At 66.8% G+C, this 25531-nt stretch carries 24 protein-coding genes; 14 read left to right on the forward strand and 10 right to left on the reverse strand.

Going from position 1 to position 25531, the window contains the following annotated elements; all coding sequences use genetic code 11:
* Positions 1–197: 197 nt before the first annotated feature.
* The 4 genes from V7S63_RS20070 to V7S63_RS20085 all read left to right on the forward strand — a co-directional run bounded on the left by V7S63_RS20070 (position 198) and on the right by V7S63_RS20085 (position 7033).
* Positions 198–839: a TetR family transcriptional regulator gene (locus V7S63_RS20070; RefSeq protein ID WP_199777448.1), complete on the forward strand. Its 642-nt coding sequence runs from the start codon at positions 198–200 to the stop codon at positions 837–839.
* Positions 840–850: 11 nt separating this feature from the next.
* Complete coding sequence (locus V7S63_RS20075) at positions 851–2035, forward strand: efflux RND transporter periplasmic adaptor subunit (protein ID WP_336531499.1); 1185 nt, start codon at positions 851–853, stop codon at positions 2033–2035.
* Between the two features lie 16 nt (positions 2036–2051).
* Positions 2052–5276, forward strand: a complete 3225-nt coding sequence (locus V7S63_RS20080) for an efflux RND transporter permease subunit (RefSeq protein ID WP_336531500.1) — start codon at positions 2052–2054, stop codon at positions 5274–5276.
* Positions 5277–5476: 200 nt separating this feature from the next.
* Complete coding sequence (locus V7S63_RS20085; protein WP_336531501.1) at positions 5477–7033, forward strand: hypothetical protein; 1557 nt, start codon at positions 5477–5479, stop codon at positions 7031–7033.
* 13 nt (positions 7034–7046) lie between these two features.
* On the opposite strand, the gene V7S63_RS20090 is transcribed toward V7S63_RS20085, so the two are convergent.
* Complete coding sequence (locus V7S63_RS20090) at positions 7047–7559, reverse strand: winged helix-turn-helix transcriptional regulator (protein WP_336531502.1); 513 nt, start codon at positions 7557–7559, stop codon at positions 7047–7049.
* Between the two features lie 110 nt (positions 7560–7669).
* Between V7S63_RS20090 and V7S63_RS20095 the strand changes: the two genes are divergently transcribed.
* Complete coding sequence (locus V7S63_RS20095; protein WP_336531503.1) at positions 7670–8230, forward strand: dihydrofolate reductase family protein; 561 nt, start codon at positions 7670–7672, stop codon at positions 8228–8230.
* A 34-nt stretch (positions 8231–8264) separates the two neighbouring features.
* Here the strand turns inward: V7S63_RS20095 and V7S63_RS20100 are convergent, their stop codons facing one another.
* Positions 8265–9179, reverse strand: a complete 915-nt coding sequence (locus V7S63_RS20100) for a DMT family transporter (protein WP_336531504.1) — start codon at positions 9177–9179, stop codon at positions 8265–8267.
* A 170-nt stretch (positions 9180–9349) separates the two neighbouring features.
* Between V7S63_RS20100 and V7S63_RS20105 the strand changes: the two genes are divergently transcribed.
* Positions 9350–10216 carry a LysR family transcriptional regulator gene (locus tag V7S63_RS20105; protein WP_336531505.1) on the forward strand — a complete coding sequence of 289 codons (867 nt, stop codon included), beginning with the start codon at positions 9350–9352 and terminating at the stop codon, positions 10214–10216.
* A 6-nt stretch (positions 10217–10222) separates the two neighbouring features.
* Here the strand turns inward: V7S63_RS20105 and hppD are convergent, their stop codons facing one another.
* Positions 10223–11356 (reverse strand): 4-hydroxyphenylpyruvate dioxygenase, encoded by a 1134-nt coding sequence (gene hppD / locus V7S63_RS20110; protein ID WP_336531506.1) that lies wholly within the window; start codon positions 11354–11356, stop codon positions 10223–10225.
* Positions 11357–11483: 127 nt separating this feature from the next.
* Here hppD and V7S63_RS20115 point away from each other — a divergent pair, with 127 nt between their 5' ends.
* From V7S63_RS20115 to V7S63_RS20145, 7 genes are all read left to right on the forward strand, one after another.
* Positions 11484–11954 carry an Lrp/AsnC family transcriptional regulator gene (locus V7S63_RS20115; RefSeq protein ID WP_091832899.1) on the forward strand — a complete coding sequence of 157 codons (471 nt, stop codon included), beginning with the start codon at positions 11484–11486 and terminating at the stop codon, positions 11952–11954.
* Positions 11955–11997: 43 nt separating this feature from the next.
* Positions 11998–12579 (forward strand): cob(I)yrinic acid a,c-diamide adenosyltransferase, encoded by a 582-nt coding sequence (locus tag V7S63_RS20120; protein WP_100962098.1) that lies wholly within the window; start codon positions 11998–12000, stop codon positions 12577–12579.
* Positions 12580–12697: 118 nt separating this feature from the next.
* Positions 12698–13399 (forward strand): rhomboid family intramembrane serine protease, encoded by a 702-nt coding sequence (locus tag V7S63_RS20125; protein ID WP_336531507.1) that lies wholly within the window; start codon positions 12698–12700, stop codon positions 13397–13399.
* 135 nt (positions 13400–13534) lie between these two features.
* Positions 13535–14281 carry an electron transfer flavoprotein subunit beta/FixA family protein gene (locus V7S63_RS20130; RefSeq protein ID WP_091832909.1) on the forward strand — a complete coding sequence of 249 codons (747 nt, stop codon included), beginning with the start codon at positions 13535–13537 and terminating at the stop codon, positions 14279–14281.
* Entirely contained in the window at positions 14281–15228 is a 948-nt protein-coding gene (locus tag V7S63_RS20135) for an electron transfer flavoprotein subunit alpha/FixB family protein (RefSeq protein ID WP_100962101.1), read from the forward strand. The genes V7S63_RS20130 and V7S63_RS20135 overlap by 1 nt, the downstream gene beginning before the upstream one ends.
* Positions 15229–15302: 74 nt before the next feature.
* Complete coding sequence (locus V7S63_RS20140) at positions 15303–16184, forward strand: 3-hydroxybutyryl-CoA dehydrogenase (protein WP_091832915.1); 882 nt, start codon at positions 15303–15305, stop codon at positions 16182–16184.
* A 261-nt stretch (positions 16185–16445) separates the two neighbouring features.
* Entirely contained in the window at positions 16446–17003 is a 558-nt protein-coding gene (locus tag V7S63_RS20145; protein WP_091834276.1) for an HNH endonuclease, read from the forward strand.
* Between the two features lie 12 nt (positions 17004–17015).
* On the opposite strand, the gene V7S63_RS20150 is transcribed toward V7S63_RS20145, so the two are convergent.
* From V7S63_RS20150 to V7S63_RS20175, 6 genes are read right to left on the reverse strand one after another with little or no spacing between them, the layout of a single operon-like run.
* The gene (locus tag V7S63_RS20150; protein ID WP_336531508.1) at positions 17016–17882 is read right to left on the reverse strand and encodes an ABC transporter permease; all 867 of its coding nucleotides are present in this window, start codon (positions 17880–17882) and stop codon (positions 17016–17018) included.
* Positions 17879–18823 (reverse strand): ABC transporter permease, encoded by a 945-nt coding sequence (locus tag V7S63_RS20155; protein ID WP_100962103.1) that lies wholly within the window; start codon positions 18821–18823, stop codon positions 17879–17881. The genes V7S63_RS20150 and V7S63_RS20155 overlap by 4 nt, the downstream gene beginning before the upstream one ends.
* On the reverse strand, positions 18820–19950 hold the full coding sequence (locus V7S63_RS20160) for an NAD(P)/FAD-dependent oxidoreductase (RefSeq protein WP_336531509.1): 1131 nt from the start codon (positions 19948–19950) through the stop codon (positions 18820–18822). Before V7S63_RS20160 ends, V7S63_RS20155 begins: the two co-directional genes overlap by 4 nt.
* Complete coding sequence (locus tag V7S63_RS20165) at positions 19947–21347, reverse strand: FAD/NAD(P)-dependent oxidoreductase (RefSeq protein WP_336531510.1); 1401 nt, start codon at positions 21345–21347, stop codon at positions 19947–19949. The genes V7S63_RS20160 and V7S63_RS20165 overlap by 4 nt, the downstream gene beginning before the upstream one ends.
* Positions 21344–21640 carry a (2Fe-2S)-binding protein gene (locus tag V7S63_RS20170; protein WP_336531511.1) on the reverse strand — a complete coding sequence of 99 codons (297 nt, stop codon included), beginning with the start codon at positions 21638–21640 and terminating at the stop codon, positions 21344–21346. The genes V7S63_RS20165 and V7S63_RS20170 overlap by 4 nt, the downstream gene beginning before the upstream one ends.
* A complete protein-coding gene (locus V7S63_RS20175; RefSeq protein WP_336531512.1) occupies positions 21621–22739 on the reverse strand; it encodes an NAD(P)/FAD-dependent oxidoreductase in 1119 nt (372 codons plus the stop codon). The genes V7S63_RS20170 and V7S63_RS20175 overlap by 20 nt, the downstream gene beginning before the upstream one ends.
* Before the next feature lie 90 nt (positions 22740–22829).
* On the opposite strand from V7S63_RS20175, the gene V7S63_RS20180 reads away from it, so the two are divergent.
* Positions 22830–23753, forward strand: coding sequence for a LysR substrate-binding domain-containing protein (locus tag V7S63_RS20180; RefSeq protein ID WP_336531513.1), 924 nt, complete (start codon positions 22830–22832; stop codon positions 23751–23753).
* A gap of 170 nt (positions 23754–23923) precedes the next feature.
* Here the strand turns inward: V7S63_RS20180 and V7S63_RS20185 are convergent, their stop codons facing one another.
* Positions 23924–25474: an ABC transporter substrate-binding protein gene (locus tag V7S63_RS20185; protein WP_336531514.1), complete on the reverse strand. Its 1551-nt coding sequence runs from the start codon at positions 25472–25474 to the stop codon at positions 23924–23926.
* Positions 25475–25531: the final 57 nt, after the last annotated feature.

Genomic DNA, 25531 nt, shown 5'->3' on the forward strand with positions numbered 1-25531 from the left:
AAATGCGGTTTGCCGGCTGTCGCTGCAAGCAAATTGTAAGCCAGCGCCAGCATGACGGAGCCCAGCGCCGTGCATGCTCCGTGCAATCTTTCATCAACACACCTCTGGCAATGCAACCATCAGTGCTGACGACGATTGACTTTCGCGCCAGGCTCAGGCATGAGAATGAACATTCATTCTCACTGTTCCAAACAAGCATGTCACAAGTCGTATCCTCCTTCTCGGCCGAACGCGGTCTCTCGGAGCGCCATATCCGCATCCTCGATGCGGCCGAGCGCGTTTTCGCGCGCGCCGGCTTTCATGCCGCGACGATGAACGACATCGCTGTGGAAGCCGCGATGAGTCCGGGCAATCTCTACCGCTACTTCTCGTCGAAGGACGCGCTGATCGCCGGCATCAGCGAGCGCGACCGGACCGAGGTCGCGGCCGATTTCGCCCAGCTCGACCCGGCCAAGGGCGGCTTGCTCGACCAGCTCGAGGAGCTCGGCCGCCAGCACATGGTGCGCAAGCCCCGCGAGAAGGCGATCATCGCGCTGCAGATCTGGGCCGAGGCGTCGCGCACACCCGAGATGGCGCAGATCTGTGCCGGGTTCGACGAGGTGGTCGAGCAGGGCCTAGGAGCCGCCGTCGCGGCTGCCAAGGCGAGCGGCGAACTGCCGAGCAATCTCGATCAAGCCCGTTTTCTGACGGCGCTGTTCATGATGGCGGACGGCTTCTTCTGCCGGCGTGCCGTTGATCCGAATTTCGACGCCGCCGCCGGCGCCGAAGCCCTGTTCGCCGCGATGCGGGGACTGGCGCAGACCATGCTGCTGCCGCTCGCCGACGGCCAAACTTCGTAAGAAGGCCGACCATGCCCATCTCGACCAAAAAACTGATCTTGCTGCCGCTCGTCGCGCTTGCCTATGCGCCCGGAGCGGCCTTCGCCCAGGTGCCGGCCTCCGCTGCTACCGCCCAGAAGCCCTCCGCTGGACCTGCGATCACGGTGACATCGGCCAGGCGCGATGAGATCGTGCAGAGCGTCGTCGTCTCCGGCTCGATGATCGCGCGCGACGAGATCATGGTTGCGCCCGAGATCGACGGCGTCGTCATCACCGAGCTGCTCGCCGAGGAGGGCGATCGCGTCGTCGCCGGCCAGGTGCTGGCGCGTCTGTCGCGCACCACGCTCGAAGTGCAGCGTTCCCAGAACGAGGCGCAGATCAAGCGCGCAGAGGCGGCGGTCGACCAGGCCAAGGCGCAGATCGTCGAGGCCGAGGCCAATCTCGTCCAGGCCAACAACGCCTTCGACCGGACCAAGGCGCTGCGCGACAGCGGCAATGCCAGCCTCGAGACCTTCGACCAGCGCGCTGCCGCGGCGCGAGGCGGGCAGGCGCGATTGAACTCGATGAAGCAGGCGCTCGCGATTGCCACCGCCGATCTGGCGCTGGCCCAGGCTCAGGGCCGCGATATCGACGTCAGGCTCGCCCGTACCGAGATCAAGGCGCCGAAGGCCGGCATCGTCAGCCGCCGCAACGCCAGGCTCGGTGCGATGGCGACGATGGCGGCGGCCGAGCCGCTGTTCAAGATCATCGCCGACGGCGCGATCGAGCTCGAAGCCGATGTCGCCGAGGTCGAGCTGCCCAATCTCAAGATCGGGCAGGCGGTCGCGGTCACGCCGGCCGGCTCCGACAAGCCGCTCGCCGGTCAGATCCGGCTGATCTCGCCCGAGGTCGACAAGGCCTCGCGGCTCGGTCGCTTGCGTATCACGCTGACGGGCAACCCGCCGGTCGCAGTCGGTTCCTTCGCGCGCGGCGTGATCGAGACCGGCCGCAAGACCAGCATCGTGCTGCCGCTCTCGGCGATCACCTATGCCCGCGGCGGCGCCATGGTCCAGTCTGTCAAGGACGGCAAGGTGACGACGAAGAAGGTCACGCTCGGACTGATCGGCGGCGGGCGCGCCGAAATCGCCTCCGGCCTCGCCGAGGGTGAAAGCGTGGTCGCGCGGGCCGGCACCTTCGTGCGCGATGGCGACGCCATCACGCCGATCGCGTCGAACTGAACCGACGGAGCTATCCGTGAGCGTCAATTTCTCCGCCTGGTCGATCCGAAAGCCTGTTCCGGCGATCCTGCTCTTCGTCGTGCTCTGCGTGCTCGGGCTGCTCTCGTTCTCGAAGCTGCCGGTGACGCGCTTCCCGAATATCGACGTGCCCTTCGTCTCGGTGACGGTGACCCAGTCGGGCGCTGCCCCGGCCGAGCTGGAAAGCCAGGTCTCCAAGCGCGTCGAGGACGCGGTCGCCAACATCACCGGCGTCAAGCATGTGATGTCGACGCTGACCGACGGCTCTTCGGTGACGCTGGTCGAGTTCAGGCTCGAAACCAACACCGACCGTGCCGTCAATGACGTCAAGGACGCGATCGCCAAGATCAGGGCCGAGCTGCCGCGCACCATCGACGAGCCGGTGATCCAGCGCATCGACGTCGAGGGCCAGTCGATCCTGACCTATGGCGCCTCCTCGCCCGGGCTGACGCTGGAGCAGCTCTCTTGGCATGTCGACGATGTCGTCGCGCGCGAATTGCAGGGGCTGAAGGGCGTCGGCCGGGTCGAACGCTATGGCGGCGTTGATCGCGAAATCCGGATCTCGCTCGATCCCGACCGTTTGCTCGCGCTCGGCACCACTGCCGGCGACGTCAACCGCCAGATCCGCGCAACCAATGTCGACTTGGCTGGTGGGCGCGGCGAGGTCGGCGGCCAGGAGCAGGCGATCCGCACGCTAGCCAGCGCCAGGACCGTCGCCGAACTGGCCGACAGCAAGATCCAGCTCACAGGTGGGCGCGAGGTCCGCCTGAAGGAACTCGGCCGGGTCGAGGATGCCAGCTCGGAGCCACGTGCCTTCGGCCGACTGAACAAGCAGCCTGTGGTGTCCTTCGCAGTGTTCCGTTCGAAGGGTTCGAGCGAGCTCTCGGTCAAGGACGTGGTCGCGGCCAAGATCGACGATCTCAACAAGCGCTATCCGACGATCAAGCTGGCGCCGATCGACGACGCCGTCGCCTACACCTACGGCAACTACAAGGCGGCGATGGAGACGCTGCTGGAGGGCGCGGCGCTGGCCGTGCTCGTCGTCTTCGTCTTCCTGCGCAACTGGCGGGCGACACTGATCACCGCGATCGCGCTGCCGCTCTCGGCCATTCCGACCTTCTGGGCGATGGAGCTGCTCGGCTTCTCGCTCAATCTCGTCAGCCTGCTCGGCATCACCCTCGTGACCGGCATCCTGGTCGACGACGCGATCGTCGAGATCGAGAACATCGTCCGGCACATGAAGATGGGCAAATCGCCCTATCGCGCCGCGATGGAGGCCGCCGACGAGATCGGCCTCGCGGTCATCGCGATCACGCTGACCATCGTCGCCATCTTCGCGCCGGTCTCGTTCATGGGCGGCATCGCTGGCCAGTATTTCCGCCAGTTCGGCCTCACCGTCGCGATCGCTGTGCTGTTCTCGCTCCTGGTCGCGCGTCTGATCACGCCGATGATGGCAGCCTATCTCTTCAGGCCGGTGAAGCACCACGACGCCAAGGACGGCTTCGTGATGCGCGGCTATTCCTGGCTGCTCGAGGCCTCGCTCAGGAAGCGCCGCATCCCGGTGCTGCCGCGCTTCGACGGTTCGGGGACATGGCGGAAGCTGCCGTTCAACACGGCCTATCTCACGCTGATCGCCGGCTTCGGCTTCCTGTTCGTCTCGATCCAGGCGACGGCGTTGCTGCCGACCGGCTTCTTCCCGGAGGAGGACACCGCCCGCATCGTCGCATCGGTCGAATTGCCGCCTGGCGCGACGCTGGAGGACACCACCGTCGCGACCGACAAGATCGTCGACAAGCTGCGCGAGATCCCGCAGGTGACGAACGTCTTCGTGCTTGGCGGGGCATCGCCGACCGGCCAGCGCGAGGTCCGCCGCGCCGCGGTCTTCATCCTGCTGACGCCGAAGGCCGAGCGTGACGTTCCGCAGAAGGAACTCAAGGTCGTCATCGCCGAGAAGCTGGCCGGCGTGCCCGACGTCCGCGCCTGGTACGTCAACGAGCGCGGCGAGCGCGAGATGGCGTTCTCGATCCTGTCCAAGGACGGCGACGCACTCGACGAGACGGTGGCGAAGATCGAGGCGCGCATGCGCCAGGTCGACGGCTACTTGAACGTCGCGACCGCCGGTTCGTTGAGCCGGCCGGAGATGCGCGTCACGCCGAAGCTGGAACAGGCCGCCAATCTCGGCGTCACGCCCGAGGCGATCTCGGAGGCGCTGCGCGTCGCCACCATCGGCGACATCGGTCCCAACCTCGCAAAGTTCAATGCCGGCGACCGGCTGGTGCCGATCCGCGTCCAGCTCGACGAGCAGGCCCGCACCGACATCCGCAACATTGCGGCGCTGCGCGTCATCAGCGCGTCCGGCGTCTCGGTTCCGCTCACCGCCGTGGCCGAGATCGGCTTCGGCGAGGGGCCGTCCTCAATCGACCGCTATGACCGCGTCCGCCGCGCCGCCATCGGCGCCGACCTGAAGCGCGGTTTCGAGCTCGGCACCGCACAGGAGAAGTTCCAGGAGATCGTCAAAGAGGTCGGCCTTCCCGAGGGCGTGCGCATCGCTGCGACAGGCGATGCCGAGATCCAGGGCGAGGTGGTCGAAGGTTTCATCCACGCGATGACCACCGGCCTGATGCTGGTGCTCGCCGTGCTGATCCTGCTGTTCGGCTCGGTCTTCCAGCCGATCACCATCCTGCTCTCGCTGCCACTCTCCTTCGGCGGCGTGGTGATCGCGCTGCTCGCCACCCACAACCCTGTCTCGATGCCGGTCTATATCGGCCTGCTGATGCTGATGGGCATCGTCACCAAGAATGCGATCATGCTGGTCGATTTCGCGGTCGAAGAGGTCGCGCGCGGCAAGGACCGGCTGACGGCACTGCTGGAAGCCGGCCACAAGCGGGCGCGGCCGATCGTGATGACCACCATCGCCATGGCCGCCGGCATGCTGCCCTCGGCCTATGGCGTCGGCGATGGCGGCGAGTTCCGCGCGCCGATGGCGATCGCGGTGATCGGCGGCCTGCTCGTCTCGACCGTGCTCTCCCTCGTCTTCGTGCCGTCCTTCTACGTGGTGATGGACGATCTCGGCCGGCTGACCGGCTGGGTCTTCGGCCGATTCCTCGGCAAGGCCGAGGACGAGAGCCAGTGGGAGGCGATCCGCGAGGAGGAGACGCCGGGCGAAGCCAGCGCCAAGGCGATGGCCGGCAAGCTGCCGCCGCCGCGGCTGGCGGCGGAGTGAGGGCAAGGGCGCTTTAGCCGGACAGGCAGCGCATCGGAGCAGCCGCGCCGCGCCCCGATGAGCTACCTATTTTGCACGGCTGCTGCCTGCGGAATGCAGCGTCTTACACTCCTGCCATGGAAGACCAGGTCCTCGCAGGAACAGCGCCGAGCAGCCAGGGCCAGGACGGTCGCGGCGCCGTTGCCGTGCCCGCAAGAGGCGTGCCTCTGGGCCCCATCGCACTCGTCATGCTGGCGGCGAGCTTGCCCATCCTGGCGTCGGGCGGCGCCTTCTTCGTCGACGGGCCGAACCATCTTTTCCGCGTGACTCTGTGGGAGATGCTGTTGGCCGACGACGCGGCGGCGCAATTCTTTCAGGCCGGCGAGAGGCTTTATCCGAATCTCGCCATCGACGTGTTCACCAGCGCTCTCGGCAAGATCGTGTCGCCGTCCGTCGCGCTGACAGTATTCATCTGCACCGCGGTGTGCGCCTATATCGCAGCCGCCGTCTGGTGCCGGCAGGCGCGGGGAGAGCGAACAGACCTTCCCATTCTCCTCCTCATCCTTCTCGCCGTCTATTCCGAGCCGCTGTATTGGGGGCTGTTCAACTACATACTCGGGCTCGGCGTCATGTTCGTCGCGCTGCACAGGGCGGTCGAGCAGCACAAGACCCCCTCGGCCGGCTTCGTCGTCAGCCAGGCCCTGATCCTGGGCGCGATGTGCCTGATCAGCATCTTCCCGGTGATGCTCTATGTATGCTTCTGCGGCGGCATCCTCATGGTCGCGGCATTCGACGACTGGCGGGCACGGCGCTTCGCCGCGAGCGCCAGGCTGCTCAGGTTGCACTGGCTGTCTGCGCTTGTGGTGGGCATGCTTCTGCTGGTCATGGAGCCGGGGCAGTCGGGCCCGACGGAATGGCACCTGATCACCAAGGTCACAGGCATCTTCTCGGTCGGCAAGACGACGAACCTGTCGCTCGAATATGGCTTGTCGGCTCTTGTCCTCGGGGTCGTCGGCTGGCTGGCCTGGCGGCGGGGTCTGACTGCCGGCCGCCATGAATTGGCCGGGCTGCTCGCAGGCTGCCTGCTGTTCATCGTCATGCCGAAAGACCTGATGAGCGTCGGGGCTGCGGATCGCCGCCTCGTCCCGGCTCTCGTGACGCTGGCAGTGATTTACCTGCGCGGCCCCTCGCCGCAGCCGGTCAGGCTGGATCGGGCGGTGTCTGCGCTGCTCATCGCGATCGCGGCCCTGAAGGCCGGGCTGCTGCTCTATCTCTGGTCTCCGCTCCGGCAGATCGACGCGACCTACGAAGCGATCGCAAAGCAGATCCCTGCGAATGCGATCGTGCTGCTCGTTCCGGAGGTCGGAGAGATGCGTCCCGGCGCGATCGAGCGTGCCTGGCGTTTTGCGAGACTGGTCAGGGCGTTTCAGCCGGTGCCGGCAACCGAAGCGCATGTCTTCGTCGAGCACCCGCATCTGCTGTTGCGGCATCTGGCCGGCCGGAACGTGCTGCCGACGCAGGTCTTCCTGAATTTCTGGGCAAAGCGGGCACACGACCTCCCGCAACTGCCCGACCCTGCGACCTCCGAGACACTGGCCGAGGTGGCGGCGGAGCTCGCATGGCTGCCCCGGGACGTCACTGTCTTCGTGGTTTCGCATGTCGAGCTCGACAATGTGCTCGTGCCCGATCTGGCGGTGCGGAAGATCACCGAAGTCGCTGATGTGAGACTCTACTTGGCGACTCGGATCGGCGATCTCCTGAGATGGCCTGATAGCTAGGCAGCCGGAGGCATCAGGCTGTCTCCGCCTCAGCCACGCGTTTGCGCTCCACGGCCTCGCGATAGGCGGTGGTCAGGTCGTCAAGGACGGATTGCGTCGGCCGGGGCGCGTCGAGATGAAGGAAGCGAAGCTCGTCCATGAATTTCCGCCACAGGACTGGTCCGCCCTCGGCCAGGATCTCGGCGCGGATTGACATCTCGGGCGTCACCGGCAGGAAGCGCCGGCCCCAATCGGCCATGGCGGCGAAGACCGGCACCAGCGAAATCCCCATCTCCGTCAGGCTGTAGATGCCCTTCTGCTTGTGGCTGGCGTCGTCGCGACGCGAAATCAGTCCGTTCTCGAGCAGCCGCTTCAGCCGGTCGGCGAGGATGTTCGAGGCGATGCCTTCGTCCGACTTCGACAGCAACTCGCGGAAATGCCGGCGATTGCCGAACATCATGTCGCGGAGCACGATCAAGCTCCAGCGATCGCCCAGAATTTCGAGCGTCAGGTTGATCGGGCAGCCGGAGCGGCCGGTCTCTTTCATGCTTCTCTCCAAAACCACTTGCATTCTACAATCGGTCTTACTAGAAGCCAACTGATTGCAAAATGCAAGCGGTTTTGACGGCGCGACGCAGCGCCAGGTAGGAGGATGCGATGGCCAAGGTGATCGTCTGGAATCTCGTGACGCTGGACGGCTATTTCGAAGGCAAGGAGAAGTGGGATCTCTCGTTTCACAGCGACGCCTGGGGCGAGGAGCTCGACGCGCTCAGCAAGGAGTTCGGCAAGCGGGCTCAAGTGCTGGTCTTTGGCCGCGTCACCCATGACGGGATGAAGGCCTATTGGACCTCGGCCCAGGCCAACGAAGACGGCGAGGTGACGCGCTATATGAACGCGTTGCCCAAGCTGGTGGCCTCGCGCAGCGCTCAGAGCTCCGATTGGAACAATACTCGCGTCACCGCCGACATCGTCGGCGAGATCGCCAGGCTGCGCGCTGCCCCGGGCAAGGACATCCTCGTCTTCGGCAGTGCCGAACTGATCGACACATTGCTGAGGGAAGAGCAGGTCGACGAGTTGATGCTGGCGTTGGTGCCGGTGCGGCTCGGCGGGGGTACGCTGTTCTTCAAGCCGGGCAGCGAGCGCCAGAAGCTCGAGCTGCTGGAAAGCCGGCCGCTCAAGAACGGCACCGTGATTCTGCGCTACGCCACTGGGAACTGAACTGGTGACGCGCAAATCCGTGGAAGGGGGCGTTCTATCCCTTCCTCACCAGCAGCACGGCCGCCAGAATGGCGACGCCGCCGAAGGCCTGGGCGGGGGAGGGCTGCTCGGCGAAGATCGCCCAGGCGGCGAGCACCGAGACCAGCGCCGGCCAGACCATCACCAGCGAGGCGGCGTTCGCCCCGTAATGGCCGAGCGCCAGCGTGATCAGGCCCTGGCCCATCGCATGCGAGACCAGGCCGAGCGCGGCGACTGCGAGCCAGCCGGTCAGGCTCTGCGGCAGGATGGTCTCGCCGAGGCCAAGCGCAGCGGCGATGCAGAACACGGCGCAGATGGCGCTCGAGATCAGACCGATGCGACCCGAAGCTGCGCGGTTGCGGGCGCGGCGGACGGCAAGGATATAGGCGGCATAGGAGAAGGCGGCGCCGATGGCGAGGCCGTCGCCGAACAGGCCGGTCCCTGAAAGCGGCGTTGCGCTGCCCGAGAGCTTCGGCAGGACCAGCAGGCCGGCGCCGCCGATGGCGAGCAGCAGGGCGCCGAGGATGCGCCGGGTCGGCTTCTCGCGGAATAGCAGCCAGCCACCCAGGATGACGCCGACCGGCGAGAGATTGCCGAGCAGCGAGGCGTTGGCGATCGAGGTGAAGCCGAGCGAGGCGTTATAGAGCACGACGTCGACGCCGAAGGCGAGGCCGGCGAGCGCGATCGGCAGCATGGCGCCGGGCTTCACGCGCTCGGCCCTGCCGGGGCGGTCTTCCAGCGCCATCCAGGCGGCGAGCACCGGCAGTGCAAAGGCCATGCGCCAGAAGCCGGCGGCGGCTGGGCCGACATCGGCGAAGCGCACGAAGATGCCGGAGAAACCGATGCAGGTCGCGCCGAGCAGCAGCAGGAGGAACATGCCGAGCGCCGGGCTGGCAGGACGATCGGAGAGGGACAGGCTCGGGGCGGACATGGGGTAGGCTTTCGAATCCTGGAATCGACGCAACCCCATCCTGAGGAGCCGCGATCTGCGATCGCTCCCCGGCGTGAAGGCTGTTCTGTTCGTCATAACCTAGCCCGCTTCCCGCAATCGGAAAAACGGATTAACCTGATTCATCTATTACTGTTTCCGATGGATTGGTGATGTCGACCCATCTCGATCTCGATGCCCTCGCCATGCTCGTCGCGGTCGCCGACACCGGCGGTTTCACGGCGGCCGGGGCGAGGCTCGGGCGCACGCAATCGGCGGTCTCCGGCCGCATCCAGGATCTCGAGGCTGTGCTCGGCAGGCAATTGCTGGAGCGCTCGCGGCGCGGGGTCACGCCGACCGAGGCAGGCGAGCGCCTGCTTGCCCAGGCGCGCCGCCTGCTCGCGATCGAACGCGAGGCGCGGGCCGAGCTCGACGGCGACAAGGCGGTGGGCCGGCTGCGGATCGGCCTGCCGGACGATTATGTCGACGCCTATTTGAGACCGCTGATCGTGCGCTTCGCCGAAGAGCATCCACGCGTCGAGATCGAGGTTCACTGCGAATTGTCGAAGCGGATCGAGCCGGCAGTGGCGGCGGGCGAGCTCGACCTCGCGGTGATCACCCAGGATCCCGGCCGGCCGAAGGGCGAGCGCCTGAGGCGCGAGCCGCTGGTCTGGGTCGCGGCGCGCGGTCATCGGCCGGAGCTCAGCGAGGTCCTGCCGCTCGGCCTGTTCAACGAGGGCTGCCGGGCGCGTCCGCGCATCCTGAACGCGCTGCAGGCGGCCGAGCGGCCGCATCGGCTGGTGTTCTCGTCGTCGCATATGGCCGGGCTGCTTTCAGCCGTCGAGGCGGGCCTCTGCGTCACCGCGATAACCGAGAGCGCGGCGCCTGCTTCCCTGCGTCGGCTGGAGCCGTCCGAGAATCTGCCGGCGCTGTTCGAGCTCTCGGTCGCACTGGTGATCGCACCGCAGGCCAGCATAGCCGCGCGTCATTTCGCGCAGGCGCTGCGTGAGGCGATGGCGGCGCCGCGGCTGGCGGCGTGAGACGCCTTACTCCGCCGCCTGCGGCTTCAACACCCCGCGGCGGATCTGATCCTCCTCGATCGACTCGAACAGAGCGCGGAAATTGCCCTCGCCGAAGCCGTCATCGCCCTTGCGCTGGATGAACTCGAAGAAGATCGGGCCGACCACGGTGGCCGAAAAGATCTGCAGCAGCACCTTGCTCATCCGGCCTTCCTTGGAGCCGAGCGCGACCGCGCCCTCGCCGTCGATCAGGATGCCGTTGGCCTTGAGCCGGGCGACCGGTTCGCCATGGTTCGGCACGCGGCCGTCGACCTTCTCGTAATAGGTCTCGGGCGGCGACGGCATGAAGGGCAAGCCGTTCTGGCGGAGCTGCTCGACGCTTGAGTAGATGTCGCGCGAGCCGAGCGCGACATGCTGGATGCCCTCACCCTTGTACTGGCGCAGGTACTCCTCGATCTGGCTCTTGTCGTCGAGGGATTCGTTGATCGGGATGCGGATCTTGCCGCAGGGCGAGGTCAGCGCCCGCGAGATCAGGCCAGTGAGCTTGCCCTCGATATTGAAGAAACGAATCTCGCGGAAATTGAAGAGCTCGCCATACCAGTCGGCCCAATGGTCCATGCGGCCGCGCATGACGTTGTGGGTGAGGTGGTCGAGATAATACATCCCGGCCTGCTCGGGATGCGGGTCGCTCTCGCCGAGCCATTCGAAGTCGACATCGTAGATCGAGCCCTTCTCGCCATAACGATCGACGAAATAGAGCAGCGAGCCGCCGATGCCCTTCACCGCCGGGATCTGCAGCTCGCCCGGACCGACCTTGCTCTCATAGGGCTCGGCGCCGAGCGACACCGCGCGCTCGAAGGCATGCTTGGCGTCGACGACGCGGAAGGCCATGGCGCAGGCGCAGGGGCCGTGCTCGGCGGCGAAGCCCTGAGCGAAGGACTCCGGCTCGGCATTGACGATGAAGTTGACGTCGCCCTGGCGATAGAGCGTGACGTCCTTGGAACGGTGCTTCGCGACCTTGGTGAAGCCCATGGTTTCGAACAGCGCGCCGAGTTTCTCCGGCTCGGGATGGGCGTATTCGACGAATTCGAAGCCGTCAGTGCCCATCGGGTTGGCGGCGGAAATGGCCGGCGGCTCGGCGTCGTGCGGGAACGGTCCCATATGCGTCCTCCTCGAAATCTGCGTTGGCCGATCCTCGCGCATCCCGACGGCGAAAGGTTTGCAAAATTCGACGCTCTAGGATTGAGTTTGCACGGATCGTGTACGGAAGCGCAGGAAGGCTCACGAAATGCCGCAGCTCGACGCCTTTGACTGGCGCCTGCTCGAAGCGCTCCAGCAGGACGCCTCGCTGACCAATGGCGCGCTCGCCGAGCGCGTCGGCCTCTCCGCCAGCCAGGTCTCGCGGCGGCGCCAGGCGCTGGAAGGCGCGGGCGTGATTCGCGGGTATCGAGCCCTGATCGATCCGGAGGCGATCGGGCTCTCCGTCACCGTCTTCATCCATGTCGCGCTCAACACCCATTCGCGCGACAACGCGCGGCGCTTCCGCGACCTGGTGAAGCTGACGCCCGCGGTGCTGGAGGCGCATGCGCTGACCGGCGAGGCCGACTACATGCTGAAGGTGGCGGTCGGCGATCTCAAGGAACTCGCGCGCCTCGTCAACGAGGTGCTTTTGCCGCATGAGAGCGTCGCGCGCGTGCGTTCCGAGATCGCCCTGGAGACATTGAAGGAGCCGGGACTTTTGCCGCTGGCGATGGCGTGAGATTGCCTCTTCCGCCGATGCTGCAGCGCGCTATAACTCGGATATGGTCGTTCTCAACCGCATCTACACCCGCACCGGCGACGACGGCACCACGGCGCTCGCCACCGGCGCGCGCCGGCCGAAGTTCGACCTGCGCGTCTCCGCCTATGGCACGGTCGACGAGACCAATTCCTGCATCGGCATGGCGCGGCTGCACTGCGCCGGGGAGGATCCCGAGCTCGACGCGATGCTCGGCCGCATCCAGAACGATCTCTTCGACCTCGGAGCCGAGCTTGCCTCGCCCGACACCGGCGAGAAGCTGGCATGGGAGCCGCTGCGGATCGTGCAGGCGCAGGTCGACCGCCTCGAAGCGGAGATCGACCAGCTCAACCGACCGCTCGGGACGTTGCGTTCCTTCGTGCTGCCGGGCGGCACGCCGGGCGCCGCCCACCTGCATCTTGCCCGCACTGTCAGCCGCAGGGCCGAGCGGCTGATGGTCGAATTGTCGCAGGAGGAGGGCGAGAGCGTCGCCCAGCCGGCGCTGAAGTTCATCAACCGGCTGTCGGACTTCCTCTTCGTCGCCTCGCGCCACCTCAATGCCAGGGCGGGGGGCGACGTGCTCTGGACGCCCGGCCAGAACCGCTAGAGCAGGATGCGAAAAAGTGGGAACCGGTTTTTCGCAGAGATCCTGCTCTAAACTCTCGGAATCGATCATTTCTTACGATTTTGGATCGAGACGATCCAAGATCATCGTGATCTAGCCGATGTTCGTGCCGCTGCATGACGGCATGCCGATGCGCTTCATCCGCGTCGCCTATGTCACCTATTTTCTGATCGCGCTCTGCATCGTGCTGCGGCTCATGCTGATGCACTGGACCAGCGAGGCGAGCGAGGTCGCGGTGCTGGCCGGCTTCGGCACGATCCCGGCAGTGCTGTTCGGCGAGGCGCAATTGCCGCCGGAACTGCTCAAGGCGCCACCCTGGCTGACGCTGATGACCGGCATCATGCTGCATGCCAGCTTCGCCCATCTGATCGGCAACATGCTGTTCCTCTGGGTCTTCGGCGACAATGTCGAGGATGCGATGGGGCATCTGCGCTTCCTCGTCTTCTTCCTGCTCTGCGGCGTCGCCGGGGCTCTGCTGCATGCGCTGATGAACCCCGAATCGGAGCAGCCGCTGATCGGCGCCTCCGGCGCGATCTCGGGCGTGATCGCCTCCTATCTGATGCTCTACCCGCGCGTGCGGGTCTGGGGCCTCGCCTTCAAATGGATTCCCCTACACATCCCGGCGATGTACGCGCTCGGCGCCTGGATCCTGTTCCAGCTGCTCTCGGCGCTGTTCGACGAGCAGGGCGCCGTCGGCTGGTGGGCGCATCTCGGCGGGCTCGGCGCCGGCGCAGCGCTGACGCCGCTCCTGATCCGGCGCGAGCTGCCCTTGTTCGGCCGCGGCATGCGGGGGCTGCCGTGACTTTCATGGCGTTGACAAGCGCAAATTCCCGTCGCTACGGTCCGTCCGCATTTCAGCCGGGTGCCGCGATGCTGGCCGTCGCTTGGCCGGCGGATCGGCATCAGATCGCATCTCTCCACAACCGGTGACGCCCTTATGAAGATACTTGTGCCCGTGAAGCGAGTGGTCGACTACAACGTGAAGATCCGCGTGAAGGGCGACGGTTCCGGGGTCGAACTGGCCAATGTGAAGATGTCGATGAATCCCTTCGACGAGATTGCGGTCGAAGAGGCGCTGCGGCTCAAGGAAGCCGGCAAGGCCACGGAAGTGATCGTGGTCTCGGTCGGGCCGGCGCAGGCCGCCGAGACGATCCGCACTGGCCTCGCCATGGGTGCCGATCGCGGCATCCTTGTGAAGACCGACGCCGCCACCGAGCCGCTGGCGGTAGCCAAGCTGCTGAAGAAGGTCGTCGAGCAGGAGACGCCCGAACTCGTCATCCTCGGCAAGCAGGCGATCGATGACGATTGCAACCAGACCGGCCAGATGCTGGCGGCGCTGCTCGGCTGGCCGCAAGGCACGTTTGCTTCCAAGGTCGTTCTGGATGGCGGTTCTGCCGACGTCACCCGCGAGGTCGATGGCGGCCTGCAGACCGTGCAGCTCAAGCTGCCTGCCATCGTCACCACCGATCTTCGCCTCAACGAGCCGCGCTATGCCTCGCTGCCCAACATCATGAAGGCGAAGAAGAAGCCGCTCGACGAGACCACGCCCGAGACCCTCGGCGTCGATGTCGCCCCGCGCCTCCAGGTGCTGAAGACGGCCGAGCCGGCCGGGCGCTCCGCCGGCGTCAAGGTGGCCAACGCCGCCGAACTCGTCTCCAAGCTCAAGACCGCCGGGGTGATCTGATGACCACGCTGCTGCTCGCCAAGCACGACAACAAGAGCCTCAACGAGGCCACCCGCAAGGCCCTGAGCGCCGCCAAGGATCTTGGCGCGCCCGTGCATGTCCTGGTTGCCGGCCTTGACGCCAAGGCTGTCGCCGAAGCCGCTGCCAGGCTCGACGGCGTCGAGAAGGTGCTGCTCGCCGACGACGCATCCTACGAGCATCGCCTCGCCGAGCCGCTGGCGGCGCTGATCGTCTCGCTCGCGCCTGCTTACGACGCGCTGGTCGCGCCCGGCACCACCACCGGCAAGAACGTCATGCCGCGCGTTGCCGCGCTGCTCGACGTGATGCAGATCTCGGAAGTGACGAAGGTCGTCTCGGCCGACACCTTCGAGCGGCCGATCTATGCCGGCAACGCCATCCAGACGGTGCAGTCATCGGATGCCAAGAAGGTGATCACCGTCCGCGGCGCCTCCTTCGCCGCGACCGGCGATGGCTCCGCCAGCGCGCCGATCGAGAGCATCTCGGCTGCCGAGAATCCCGGCACCTCGTCGTTCAAGGGCGAGGAGGTCGCCAAGTCCGACCGGCCGGAGCTGGCCTCGGCCAAGATCATCGTCTCGGGCGGGCGAGCGCTCGCCTCGGCCGAGAACTTCGCCAAGGTGATCGAGCCGGTGGCGGATCGCCTGGGCGCGGCGATGGGTGCTTCGCGCGCGGCGGTCGATGCCGGCTACGCGCCGAACGACTGGCAGGTCGGCCAGACCGGCAAGGTCGTCGCCCCCGAGCTCTATGTCGCGGTCGGCATCTCCGGTGCGATCCAGCATCTCGCCGGCATGAAGGACTCGAAGGTCATCGTCGCCATCAACAAGGACGAGGAGGCGCCGATCTTCCAGATCGCCGATTACGGCCTCGTCGGCGACCTCTTCACCATCCTGCCCGAGCTCGACAAAGAGCTCGAAAAAGCCGGCAAGTAATCGGTAGACTAAGTCGCGTCGCGGGCGGCGATCAGGCCGTCCGCGCCAGCTCCCTCGGGGAACAGAAGCGTCACATGGACCACCAGATCAAGACCGTCGGCATCATCGGGGCCGGGCAGATGGGCAACGGCATCGCCCATGTCGCTTCGGTCGCGGGCTTCGACATCAGGCTGCACGACGTTGCCGAAGACCGCATCAACGCGGCGCTGGCGACGATCGATGGCAACATGGCCCGGCAGGTCGCCAAGGGTGCCATCGCCGACGAGGATCGCCGCACCGCGATGCGCCGGATCGTCGCGGCGCCGAAGCTGGAGGATCTGGGCCCGTGCGACCTCGTGATCGAGGCCGCGACCGAGAGCGAGGAGGTGAAGCGCAAGATTTTCACCGCCGTCTGCGCCCATCTGCGCCCCGACGCCATCCTGGCCTCGAACACCTCGTCGATCTCGATCACGCGGCTGGCCGCGGCGACCGATCGCCCCGAGCATTTCATCGGCATCCATTTCATGAACCCGGTGCCGCTGATGCAGCTCGTCGAGCTGATCCGCGGCATCGCCACGGACGACGGCACCTTCGAACGCGCCAAGGGCTTCGTCGCGGCGCTGCACAAGACGGCGTCGGTCTCCGAGGATTTCCCGGCCTTCATCGTCAACCGCATCCTGCTGCCGATGATCAACGAGGCCGTCTACACGCTCTATGAGGGCGTCGGCTCGGTCGAAGCGATCGACACGGCGATGAAGCTCGGCGCGAATCACCCGATGGGGCCGCTCCAGCTCGCTGACTTCATCGGCCTCGACACCTGTCTGTCGGTGATGCAGGTGCTGCATGACGGCCTCGCCGATTCGAAGTACCGGCCATGCCCGCTGCTGGTGAAGTACGTCGAGGCCGGCTGGCTCGGTCGCAAGACCAAGCGCGGCTTCTACGACTATCGCGGCGAAAAGCCGATTCCGACGCGCTGAAAACTATGCCGTCTTGCTCGGCCTTGAGCCGAGCATCTCGAAAACCAGATTCCGCATGCGATTCCCGGGTCTGCGCTGAGTTTCTCCTCGGGTCGACCGAAGGTCGGACCCGAGGGCTCCGCCTGGGAATGACGCGTGCGTCTGCGCATTCGCGCCGCAACATCGTCGCTTCACATTCCTGTCGCATCGCGCTTACATTGATGCAGCAGGATTCGTGCGAGCCCTAGAAGCGGAGGCGCGATACGGGTGACGGCGCATGTGATGCATCCGATGGCCTCGCCGGACGGTTGTCCGGCGCTGGTGCTCAACGCCGATTTCCGGCCGTTGAGCTACTACCCGCTCTCATTGTGGAGCTGGCAGGACGCGATCAAGGCGGTCTTCATGGACCGGGTCAACATCGTCTCCGAATACGACACGGTGGTGCACAGCCCGAGCTTCAATATGAAGCTGCCCTCGGTCGTCTCGCTCAAGACCTATATCAAGCCCTCGCGCACCCCGGCCTTCACCCGCTTCAACGTCTTCCTGCGCGACCGCTTCGCCTGCCAGTATTGCGGCACGCGCGACGAGCTGACCTTCGACCATGTCGTTCCGCGCTCGAAGGGCGGGCTCACCACCTGGGAGAACGTCGTCGCAGCCTGCTCGCCCTGCAATCTGATGAAGGGCGACAAGATGCCGACCGCGGTCGGCATGATCCCGATGCAGAAGCCGTTCGCGCCGTCGATCAACGACCTGCACCGCAACGGCAAGCTGTTCCCGCCGAACTATCTGCACGACAGCTGGCTGGATTATCTCTACTGGGATTCCGAGCTGGAGCCGTGAGCTCCGGCACCATTATCGCGAGCGCGTGCGCGGATCCGAGGCATCGCGCAGGGCATCGCCGAGCAGGTTGAGCGCCAGCACCGTGACGAGGATGGCAAGGCTCGGGAAGACCGCCAGCCACCAGGCGTCGAGGATGTTCTCGAAGCCCTCGCGGATCATCGCGCCCCAGGTCGGCGCCGGCGGCGGCACGCCGAGCCCGATGAAGCTGAGCGAGGCCTCGGTCCGGATCGCCGAGGCCAGCCAGAGCGAGCTAATCACCACCACGTCCGAGATCATGTTCGGCAGGATGTGCCGCGTCATGATCCGGAACGGGCCGCAGCCATAGGAGCGGCTGGCCTCGACGAAATCGCGCTGGCGCAAGGTGATCGTCGGCGCCCGGGCGACGCGGGCGAAGGGGGCGACCTCGGTCACCGCGATGGCGATGATCAGGTTCTCCAGGCTGGCGCCGAGCATGGCGGCGATCATCAGGCCGAGCAGCAGCGTCGGGAAGGCGAGCAATACGTCGAGCACGCCCATGACGAGCTGGTCGAAGACGCCGCCGATGTAGCCGGCGAGCACGCCGATCGCGGTGCCGACGAGCATGGCGATCAGGATCGCGACGAAGCCGACGAAGAGCGAGATGCGCGCGCCATAGATCAGGCGCGAGAGCACGTCGCGACCATAGGAATCGGTGCCGAGCCAGAATTCGGCCGAAGGCGGCTCCAGCCGCGCCACGATGTTCTGCTCGAGCGGATCGTGCGGGGCGAGCCAGGGTGCGAACAGCGCGATGCTGACGATCAGCGCCAGCAGCACGAGCCCGATCCAGGCGAGCCGGTTCTGCGTGAAGGCGAGCCAGAGCCCGCCGGGCTGGATCGCGACGGGGGTGTCGGCGGCGCTCATGAGTATTTCACCCTGGGATCGACGAGGCCGTAGGCGAGATCGGTCAGCGTGTTCACGACGATCACGCAGATCGCGAAGATGATCATCAGCCCCTGCAGCAGGGTGTAGTCGCGGGCGTTGAGCGCGCCGATGATCAGCTTGCCGAGGCCGGGCCGGTTGAAGATGATCTCGGTCAGCACCGAGTTGCCGATCAGCGTGCCGAAATAGAGCCCGACCACGGTGATGATCGGGATCAGCCCGTTGCGCAGGGCATGGGTAACAACGAGCTGGGCCGGGCCGACGCCCTTGGCGCGAGCGGTGCGGATATAGTCCTCGGTCAGCACGCCGAGCATGGCGGCGCGGGTCACGCGCATCACATAGGCGGTCATGATGATGCCGAGATTGAGCGCCGGCAGGGCCAGCGCCCGCATACGCTCGGTGAGGCTGCCGGAGCCGCTGGTGTTCCCGAGCACCGGGAACCAGTTCAGCTGGATCGCGAAGACGATCAGCATCAGGATGCCGGAGACGAAGGCGGGGAAGGACAGGCCGACCAGAGAGACGACGCGCGAGACATAGTCGACCCAGCCATTGCGGCTGAGCGCGGCGGCGACGCCGAGCGGCAGGCCGAAAAGAAGTCCGATCGTGATGGCGGCGACGGTGAGCTCGATCGTCGAGGGCAGGACGAGCAGCACCTCGCGGATGACGCTGCGCCCGCTCGACAGCGATTGCCCGAAATCGCCGGTGAGGATCTTGCCGAGGAAGGCGAGGTACTGGACGTGGACCGGCTGGTCGAGGCCGAGCTTTTCGCGCAGCGCGGCGAGCGAGGCGGCGCTGGCCTGGTCGCCGAGGATGACCGAGGCGGCATCGCCCGGCACCAGCCGGACCAGCACGAAGATCGCGGTCAGCATCACGAACAGCGTGGGGATGGCGAGCAGGATGCGCCTGACCAGATAGCCGATCATGCCACCGCCCTTTCCTGCATCAGCCGTCCGGGCGCGAAAGCGGCGATCTCGCGGCGCGTCCGGCCCTCGGTGACGAGCTCGGCGAGGATCGCGCCGACCACCGGGACGAGCTGGAAGCCATGGCCGGAGAAGCCGAAGGCATGGACGAGGCCGGGCGCGTTCGGCGAGAGGCCGATGACCGGGATGTGGTCACGCGTCTCTGCCTCGATGCCGGTCCAGCAGCGGGCGATCCGAACGCCCAACACGGCCGGGAAGAGATCGCTGGCGGCGCGCGCGCCCCGGGCGAGCTGGCGGAAGTCGACGCTGCTGTGTTCGCGCTCGAGATCGGCCGAACCCTGCAGGCCGCCGCCGATCACCAGCGTGCCCTGGCCGGCTTGTTTGAAGGAAAGCGCCCGGCCGACGACGCTGACGACGGGATCGAGCAGAGGCGCGAGCCGCTCGGTGACGATCATCATCGAGGCGCGCACGCCGAGCGGGATTACATCGCCGAACAGAGCGGCGAGCCGGCCGGCCCAGGCGCCGGCGGCGTTGACGATCTGCGGGGCGCGAAAGCGCCTGCTGCCGCAGACGATGAGCCAGTCGCCGCCTAACCGGTCGACGGCCTCGACGCCGCAGCCCTCGGCGATGACGACGCCTTCGGCCTCGCAGGATCGGCGGAAGGCGGCGATGGTCCGGTGCGGGTCGGCGGCGCCGTCGCGCCGCGCCACCAGCGCCCCGACGCAATGCGGGCTCAGGGCCGGCACCAGGCGACGCAATTCGGCGGCGTCGATGATCTCTTCATGGCCGTAGCCGAGAGCGCTGGTGCGCGCCTGCCGCTCGATCAGGGCCGGCATGTGCTCGGCCTTCTCCGCAACGCGCAGCTGGCCACGGGCGTGGAAGCCGCAGGTATCGCCCACGATCGTCTCGATGCGATGCCACATCGCCATCGCTTCGAGCGAGATCGGGATCTCGGCGATGTCGCGGCCGAGGGTGCGAACGCCCGCCGCCGTGGCGCCGGAGGCGTGGCGGCCGGTCCAGCGCCGCTCGACCAGCGCGACCTTGCGGCCGGCGCGAGCGAGGTGCAGCGCGGCGGAGAGGCCATGCAGGCCGCCGCCGACCACGATGACGTCGTATGCGGCGTCGGTCATGCCGCCGGTTCCTGTTCGTCGAGGCTGGCAAGCTCGCCGAGCGTCACCGGCTTCAGCGGCGGCCGGATCCGGTAGAAGCCGACCTCCTCGACAGGGCGGTTCTGCGCGGCGGCGACGATATGGGCCATGGAATAGCCGCATTGCCGGCCCTGGCAGGGGCCCATGCCGGCGCGGGTGAAGGCCTTGAGCTGGTTCGGGCCAGGCCGGCCCTCGACCGCGCGGGCTCGGAGCTCGCCGGCGGTGACCTCCTCGCAGCGGCAAATCAGCGTCTCGTCGGGCGGAGCATAAAGCTGAGGGCGCGGCGCATAGAGCGCATCGAGAAAGGGCCGCAGCGCGAGCGCGCTGGAAAGCGCGCTTCGCTCGGGCGTGGCAGCAGTTTCTGCGGTGGTGTCATCTATCCGGCCGAGTCTGGCCGCAACCCGCACCGCCGCGAGCCGTCCGCGTGGCTCCGCCGCTTCAGCCCCGCCGATGCCGGCACCGTCTCCGGCGACGAAGATATTGGCCTGCGAACTCTCGCCCCAGGCATCGAGCACCGGGACATAGCACTGCTGGCCGGCATGCCAGCGCACGGCGCAACCGAGCGCCAGCGGCGCATGGATGTTCGGCACCACGCCCTCATGGACCAACAGCACCTCGGCGGGGGCCTCGGTCTCGCGGCCGTCTTCCGTGCGATAGCGCAGGCGCTGGAGACGGCCCTCACCCTCGGCGCGCAGCTCGGTGACATGGCGGATGATCGGAACGCCGGCCCGGCGCAGGGCCAGTGACCAGGTTAGGCCCTTGATGAGGTCGCCGAGGCGCCCGAGCCCCTGCGGCAGGTGGCGCAGCGCTGCACCGACACGTCCACGCGGCGTGGTGTCGAGGAAGCCGGCGATACGGCCGCCCGCGGCCAGCAACTGGGTCATGTAGAGCAGCGGCAGCGGTCCGCAGCCGGCGATCCAGACCGGATTTTCAGGCACGGAATCGGCGGTCTTCAGCAGGATCTGCGCGGCGCCGACGGTGAGCACGCCCGGCAGGGTCCAGCCCGGAAAGGGCACAGGCCGCTCCTGCGCGCCGGTGGCGAGGATGATCGCCTGCGCCGTCACGATGCGGGCCTTGCCACCACGCGTGACGAAGGCGCGGAAGCCGGGCTCGATCTGCCAGAGCTGGCTCTCGGGTTCGTAGAAGGCGCCGCAGGCGCGGAAGGCCGCGGCGCGCTCGGTGCCGGACAGGTAGCTCTGCCCGAGCCGCTTGGCGCGCGACGTCGCGGCGACGGTCTCGATTCCCCGCCAGATCTGGCCGCCGGGCGCCGGCTGATCGTCGACGACACGGACGGAGAGCCCGTGGCGGCGGGCGGTGACGGCGGCGGCCATGCCGGCCGGGCCGGCGCCGACGATCAGGAGATCGGTGTGCTCGCTCATGCCGACAGGCTCCGGCGGCCCTGCTGGCGAGCGATGCGCATGCCGCCCGCGACCGGCGTCAGGCAGCTCTGCACCGAGCCTTGGCCGTCGATCTCGACCAGGCATTCGAAGCAGACGCCCATCATGCAATAGGGCGCGCGCGGGCTCTGCGAGACCGGCGTGGTCCGACTCCAGCCTTCCTTCTGGCGCAGCAGCACCGCGGCGACGCTCTCGCCGAGCTCGGCCGCGACGGGGCGTCCGTCGATGAAGATGGTGACCGCCTGCGGCCCCGGATCATGCAGCTTGCGGAACATCGAACCGACTCTGGTGGAAGGGAGAAAAGCGTTCGGGCAGGCTGCCCGCGGCGATGGCGTAGGCGAGCTCCACGGCGTGAAAGGCCGCGAGCGTCACGCCGGAATGGCAGAGCGCGACGAAGGCGCCGGGATGGCTCTGCGACTGCGCATAGATCGGGTAGCTGTCGGGCGTCATGATGCGCAGCCCGGCCCATTGCCTGACGAGGCCGACCTTCGCCAAGGCGGGAACGACCTGCACGGTCTTGCGGCTGAGCCGCGCCGCCGCCTCGCCGGTGGTGGAGACGTCGAAGCCGGGATCGTCCTTGGTCGCGCCGATCATCACCGTGCCTTCGCCGGTCTGGCGGAGGCCGCTGGCGGGCAGCGGCAGGAAGGGTGCGAGCCGTTCGGTGACAAGCACCTGGCCCCGCTCCGGCCGCAACGGCACATCGAGCCCGACCTGACGCGCTAGCTCTGGCGAGCCGAGCCCGGCGGCGATGACGATCCGCGGCGCCACCAGTGTCTCGCCGTCGAGCACGAGCCTGAAATCGGTGCCGACACGCTCGATCCGCTGCACCTTGGCGCGATGGCGTAGCGCGCCGCCATGATGGACGACGCCGGCATGCAGCGCCGCCAGAAGCCGCAGGGGGTTGGCGTGCCCGTCGCGCCGGCCGAAGCTGGCGCCGGCGACGTCCGGACCGAGCGTCACCTTGGGCAGCAGCTTTTCCAGTGCCGGGCGATCCAGCATCTCCCAATCCGGCTCGTCGTCGCCGCGCTGGTTATGGAGACGCAGCAGGTCGACGCGGCGCTTCTCATAGCCTTCTTCGCCGAGGCAGAAGGCGAGGCCGCCATTCTGCTCATAGGCGAGGTCGATCGCCGTCTCTGTCTCCAATTCTCCGGTGAAGCCGCGCCAGAGCGCGATGCTGTCGCGGGTCAGGGCCTGGTAGGCCGGCATGCCCAGGCCCTTGCCCTGCAACCAGACCAGCCCGAAATTCGCCCGCGCCGCGCGGAAATCGCCATCGTCGCCGTCGAGCAGCAGCACCTTCTGCTGTTTGCGGGCGAGGCCGTAGGCAATGGCGGCCCCGACCGTTCCTCCCCCGATGACGACGATGTCCGGCCGCATGAAAATCCCTTTCGCCCTTTGACGTTAGGGAGCGACATTGTATTTCGTCAAAGTCGTTTTTCTCTGCACTCTATTCCCTGGGGTTATGCCATGGTGAGGCGGCTCAATCTGCGCCAGGTCGAGGCCTTCAAGGCGGTGATCGAATACGGCACCGTCAGTCGCGCCGCGGAGATGATGAACGTCTCGCAGCCGGCGATGAGCAAGCTGATCGCCCATCTCGAAGAGGATACGGCTTTACGCCTGTTCGACCGCGTGAAAGGCAGGCTCGTCGCGACGCGGCGCGGCATGCGGCTCTACGAGGAGATCGACCGGATTTTTGCCGGCGTGCGCCAGGTCGAGAATGCGGTCGAGGCGATCCGCCGCGACGAGCAGAGCCGTCTGCTGATCGGCGTGATGCCGGCGCTCTCCGGCTCCTTCATCCAGGAGGCGACCTCGCGCTTCCTAGCCAGGCAGCCCGGCGTGTTCTGCTCGGTCCAGTCGCGCAGCTCGCAATGGATTTCCGATGCGCTGGTCACGCACAGGCTCGATGTCGGCCTGATCATCGCCCCGGTCGACAACCCCTATGTCGCCGCCGAGCCGATGATGGGCCATCCCGTTGTCTGCATCCTGCCGCTCGGCCATCCGCTGACGGCGAAGGACGTGATCACGCCGCGCGATCTCGCCGGTGTCCCCTTCATCTCCTTCGATCCGGAGAGCCACACCCATCGCAGCATCAGCCGGGTGCTGGAAGGCCATGGCGTCATGCCGGAGGTGGTGATGGTCGCGAATGTCTCGCCGACCCTCTGCGAGTTCGTCGCGGCCGGCGTCGGCGTCTCGCTGGTGCATCCGCTGATCGTCGGCGGCCTGCGCGACAAGATCGCGATCCGCCGCTTCGAGCCGGAGTTCCAGCTCGATTTCCAGCTCTGCCGCAACCGCGACAGTCGCAATGCCAGGTTGGTCGCGGCCTTCCTGGAAAGCGCGCGCGAGGCGGCGGCGGAAATCTCGCGGACGATCCTGACGCCGAATCCGGCCTGATCATTGGGTAGCGGCGACGCTTCGATCTGGCTGAAGCGTCATTGCGAGCGCAGCGAAGCAATCCAGGGGACGTAGAGCATTGCCGCCCTGGATTGCTTCGTCGCTCCGCTCCTCGCAATGACGAACTCTCGCCCAAACGGCGATCGGATTTGATCGAAATTGCTGAGGCCTCAGCGCGCCTTCAGCGTGGTCTGCTCGGTGATCGGCGGGGCGAGGTTGAGCGCGCCCTTCAGCTCGTAGCCGAAGTCGAGCTTGTCGCTGCGGGCCCAGACCTGACGCAGTTCGAACAGGGGAATCGCGCAGACATCGTCCATGATCTTGCGCTGGGCCTCCTTCCACAGCGCCTTCTGCGCATCCGCGTTCGGCGCAACCCTGGCCTCCTCGATCTCCTTGTCGGCGATGGCGCAGTGCGAGAAGTTCGTCGCCGCGGTCGGGGTGCCCACTGTCGCGCGTGAGTGGAAGAACTCGCTGAGATAGGTGTCGGCGATCGGGAAGCGCGCTGCGCCGTAGAAGACGAGTCCGCTCAGGTCCTTGCGGCTCTGGCTCTGATAGGTCGCGTGGTCGACGACCTGCATTTCCAGCTTGATCCCGGCCTTGGCGAGCTGTGCCTGGATGATCTCCATGAACGGCTGCTGCGCCGAGATGTTGGAAACGATTGTCTTGATGGTGATGCCGTCCTTGTGGCCGGCCTCGGCCAGCAGGGCCTTGGCCCTGGCGAGATCGAAGCCATAGCGCACCGTGCAATCCTCGCCGAGATAGCCGGGCGGTACGATCGAGCAACCCTTGGGGCCGACATCCTTGCCGACGAAGCGCACGAGGTCGTCGACATTGACCGCGGCGGCGATGGCGCGGCGCACGCGGATGTCGTCGAGCGGCGGCTGGCTGCGGTTGATGTGCAGCAGCCGGTATTCACCGGGCTGGAAGATCTCGACATTGAAGCCGCGACGCTTGCGGGCGGAATCGACCCAGCGCTGCTCGCGCTTGCCGTAGAAAAGGTCGAGCTCGCCGGAGGTGAAGGCGAGCTCGCGCGCGCTGTCGGACGGGATGGCGCGCATCATGATCGTGTCGATCTTGGGCTTGCCGCGGAAATAATCGGGATTGGCGGCGAGCTTCACATATTGCTGGGTTACCTGCTCGACGAAGGTGAAGGGGCCGGTGCCGACAGGTTTTGCGCCATAGCGGTCGCCCAGTTCCTCGCCGGCCTTGCGGCTGACGATGTTGCCGCCATGGTAGTTGGAGACGCGGCCGAGGAAATTCACGTCCGGGTATTTCAGGGCGATCCGGACGGTGAGGTTGTCGACCTTCTCAACCTTGTCGATCGCCGAGAAGTCGGAGGAGAAGGTCGAGCGCTTCGGATCGCCGGCGCGCTGCAGGGAATAGACGACGTCGTCGGCATCGAGCGTACCCCAGTCGCCATGGAACTTGACGCCCTTGCGCAGGTGGAAGGTCCAGACCTTGCCATCCGGCGAGATTTCCCAGCGCTCGGCGAGGTCGGGTTCGAGGTCCTTGGGATCGGCGCTGCCGGGCTTGAAGCGCACCAGGCCGTTATAGAGCCAGCCGACCAGCGCCTTGTCGTCGGTCGCGCTGGCGCGGTGGGCATCGAGCGTCGAGACATTGCTGGCGCCCGAGCTGACCCGGAGGACGGTCTCCTGCGCCAGCGCCTGACCGTGCAGGCCGGCAACCAGCATCAGGCCCGCAAGCCCGGTGGCATGCATCTTCATCGCTCTGTCCCCTCTTTGCTTGTTGGAGCGATAGTGGGGACGGCCAACCCAGTCTGT

Source organism: Allobosea sp. CCNWLY174 (assembly GCF_037120455.1).
Lineage (GTDB): Bacteria > Pseudomonadota > Alphaproteobacteria > Rhizobiales > Beijerinckiaceae > Allobosea > Allobosea lupini.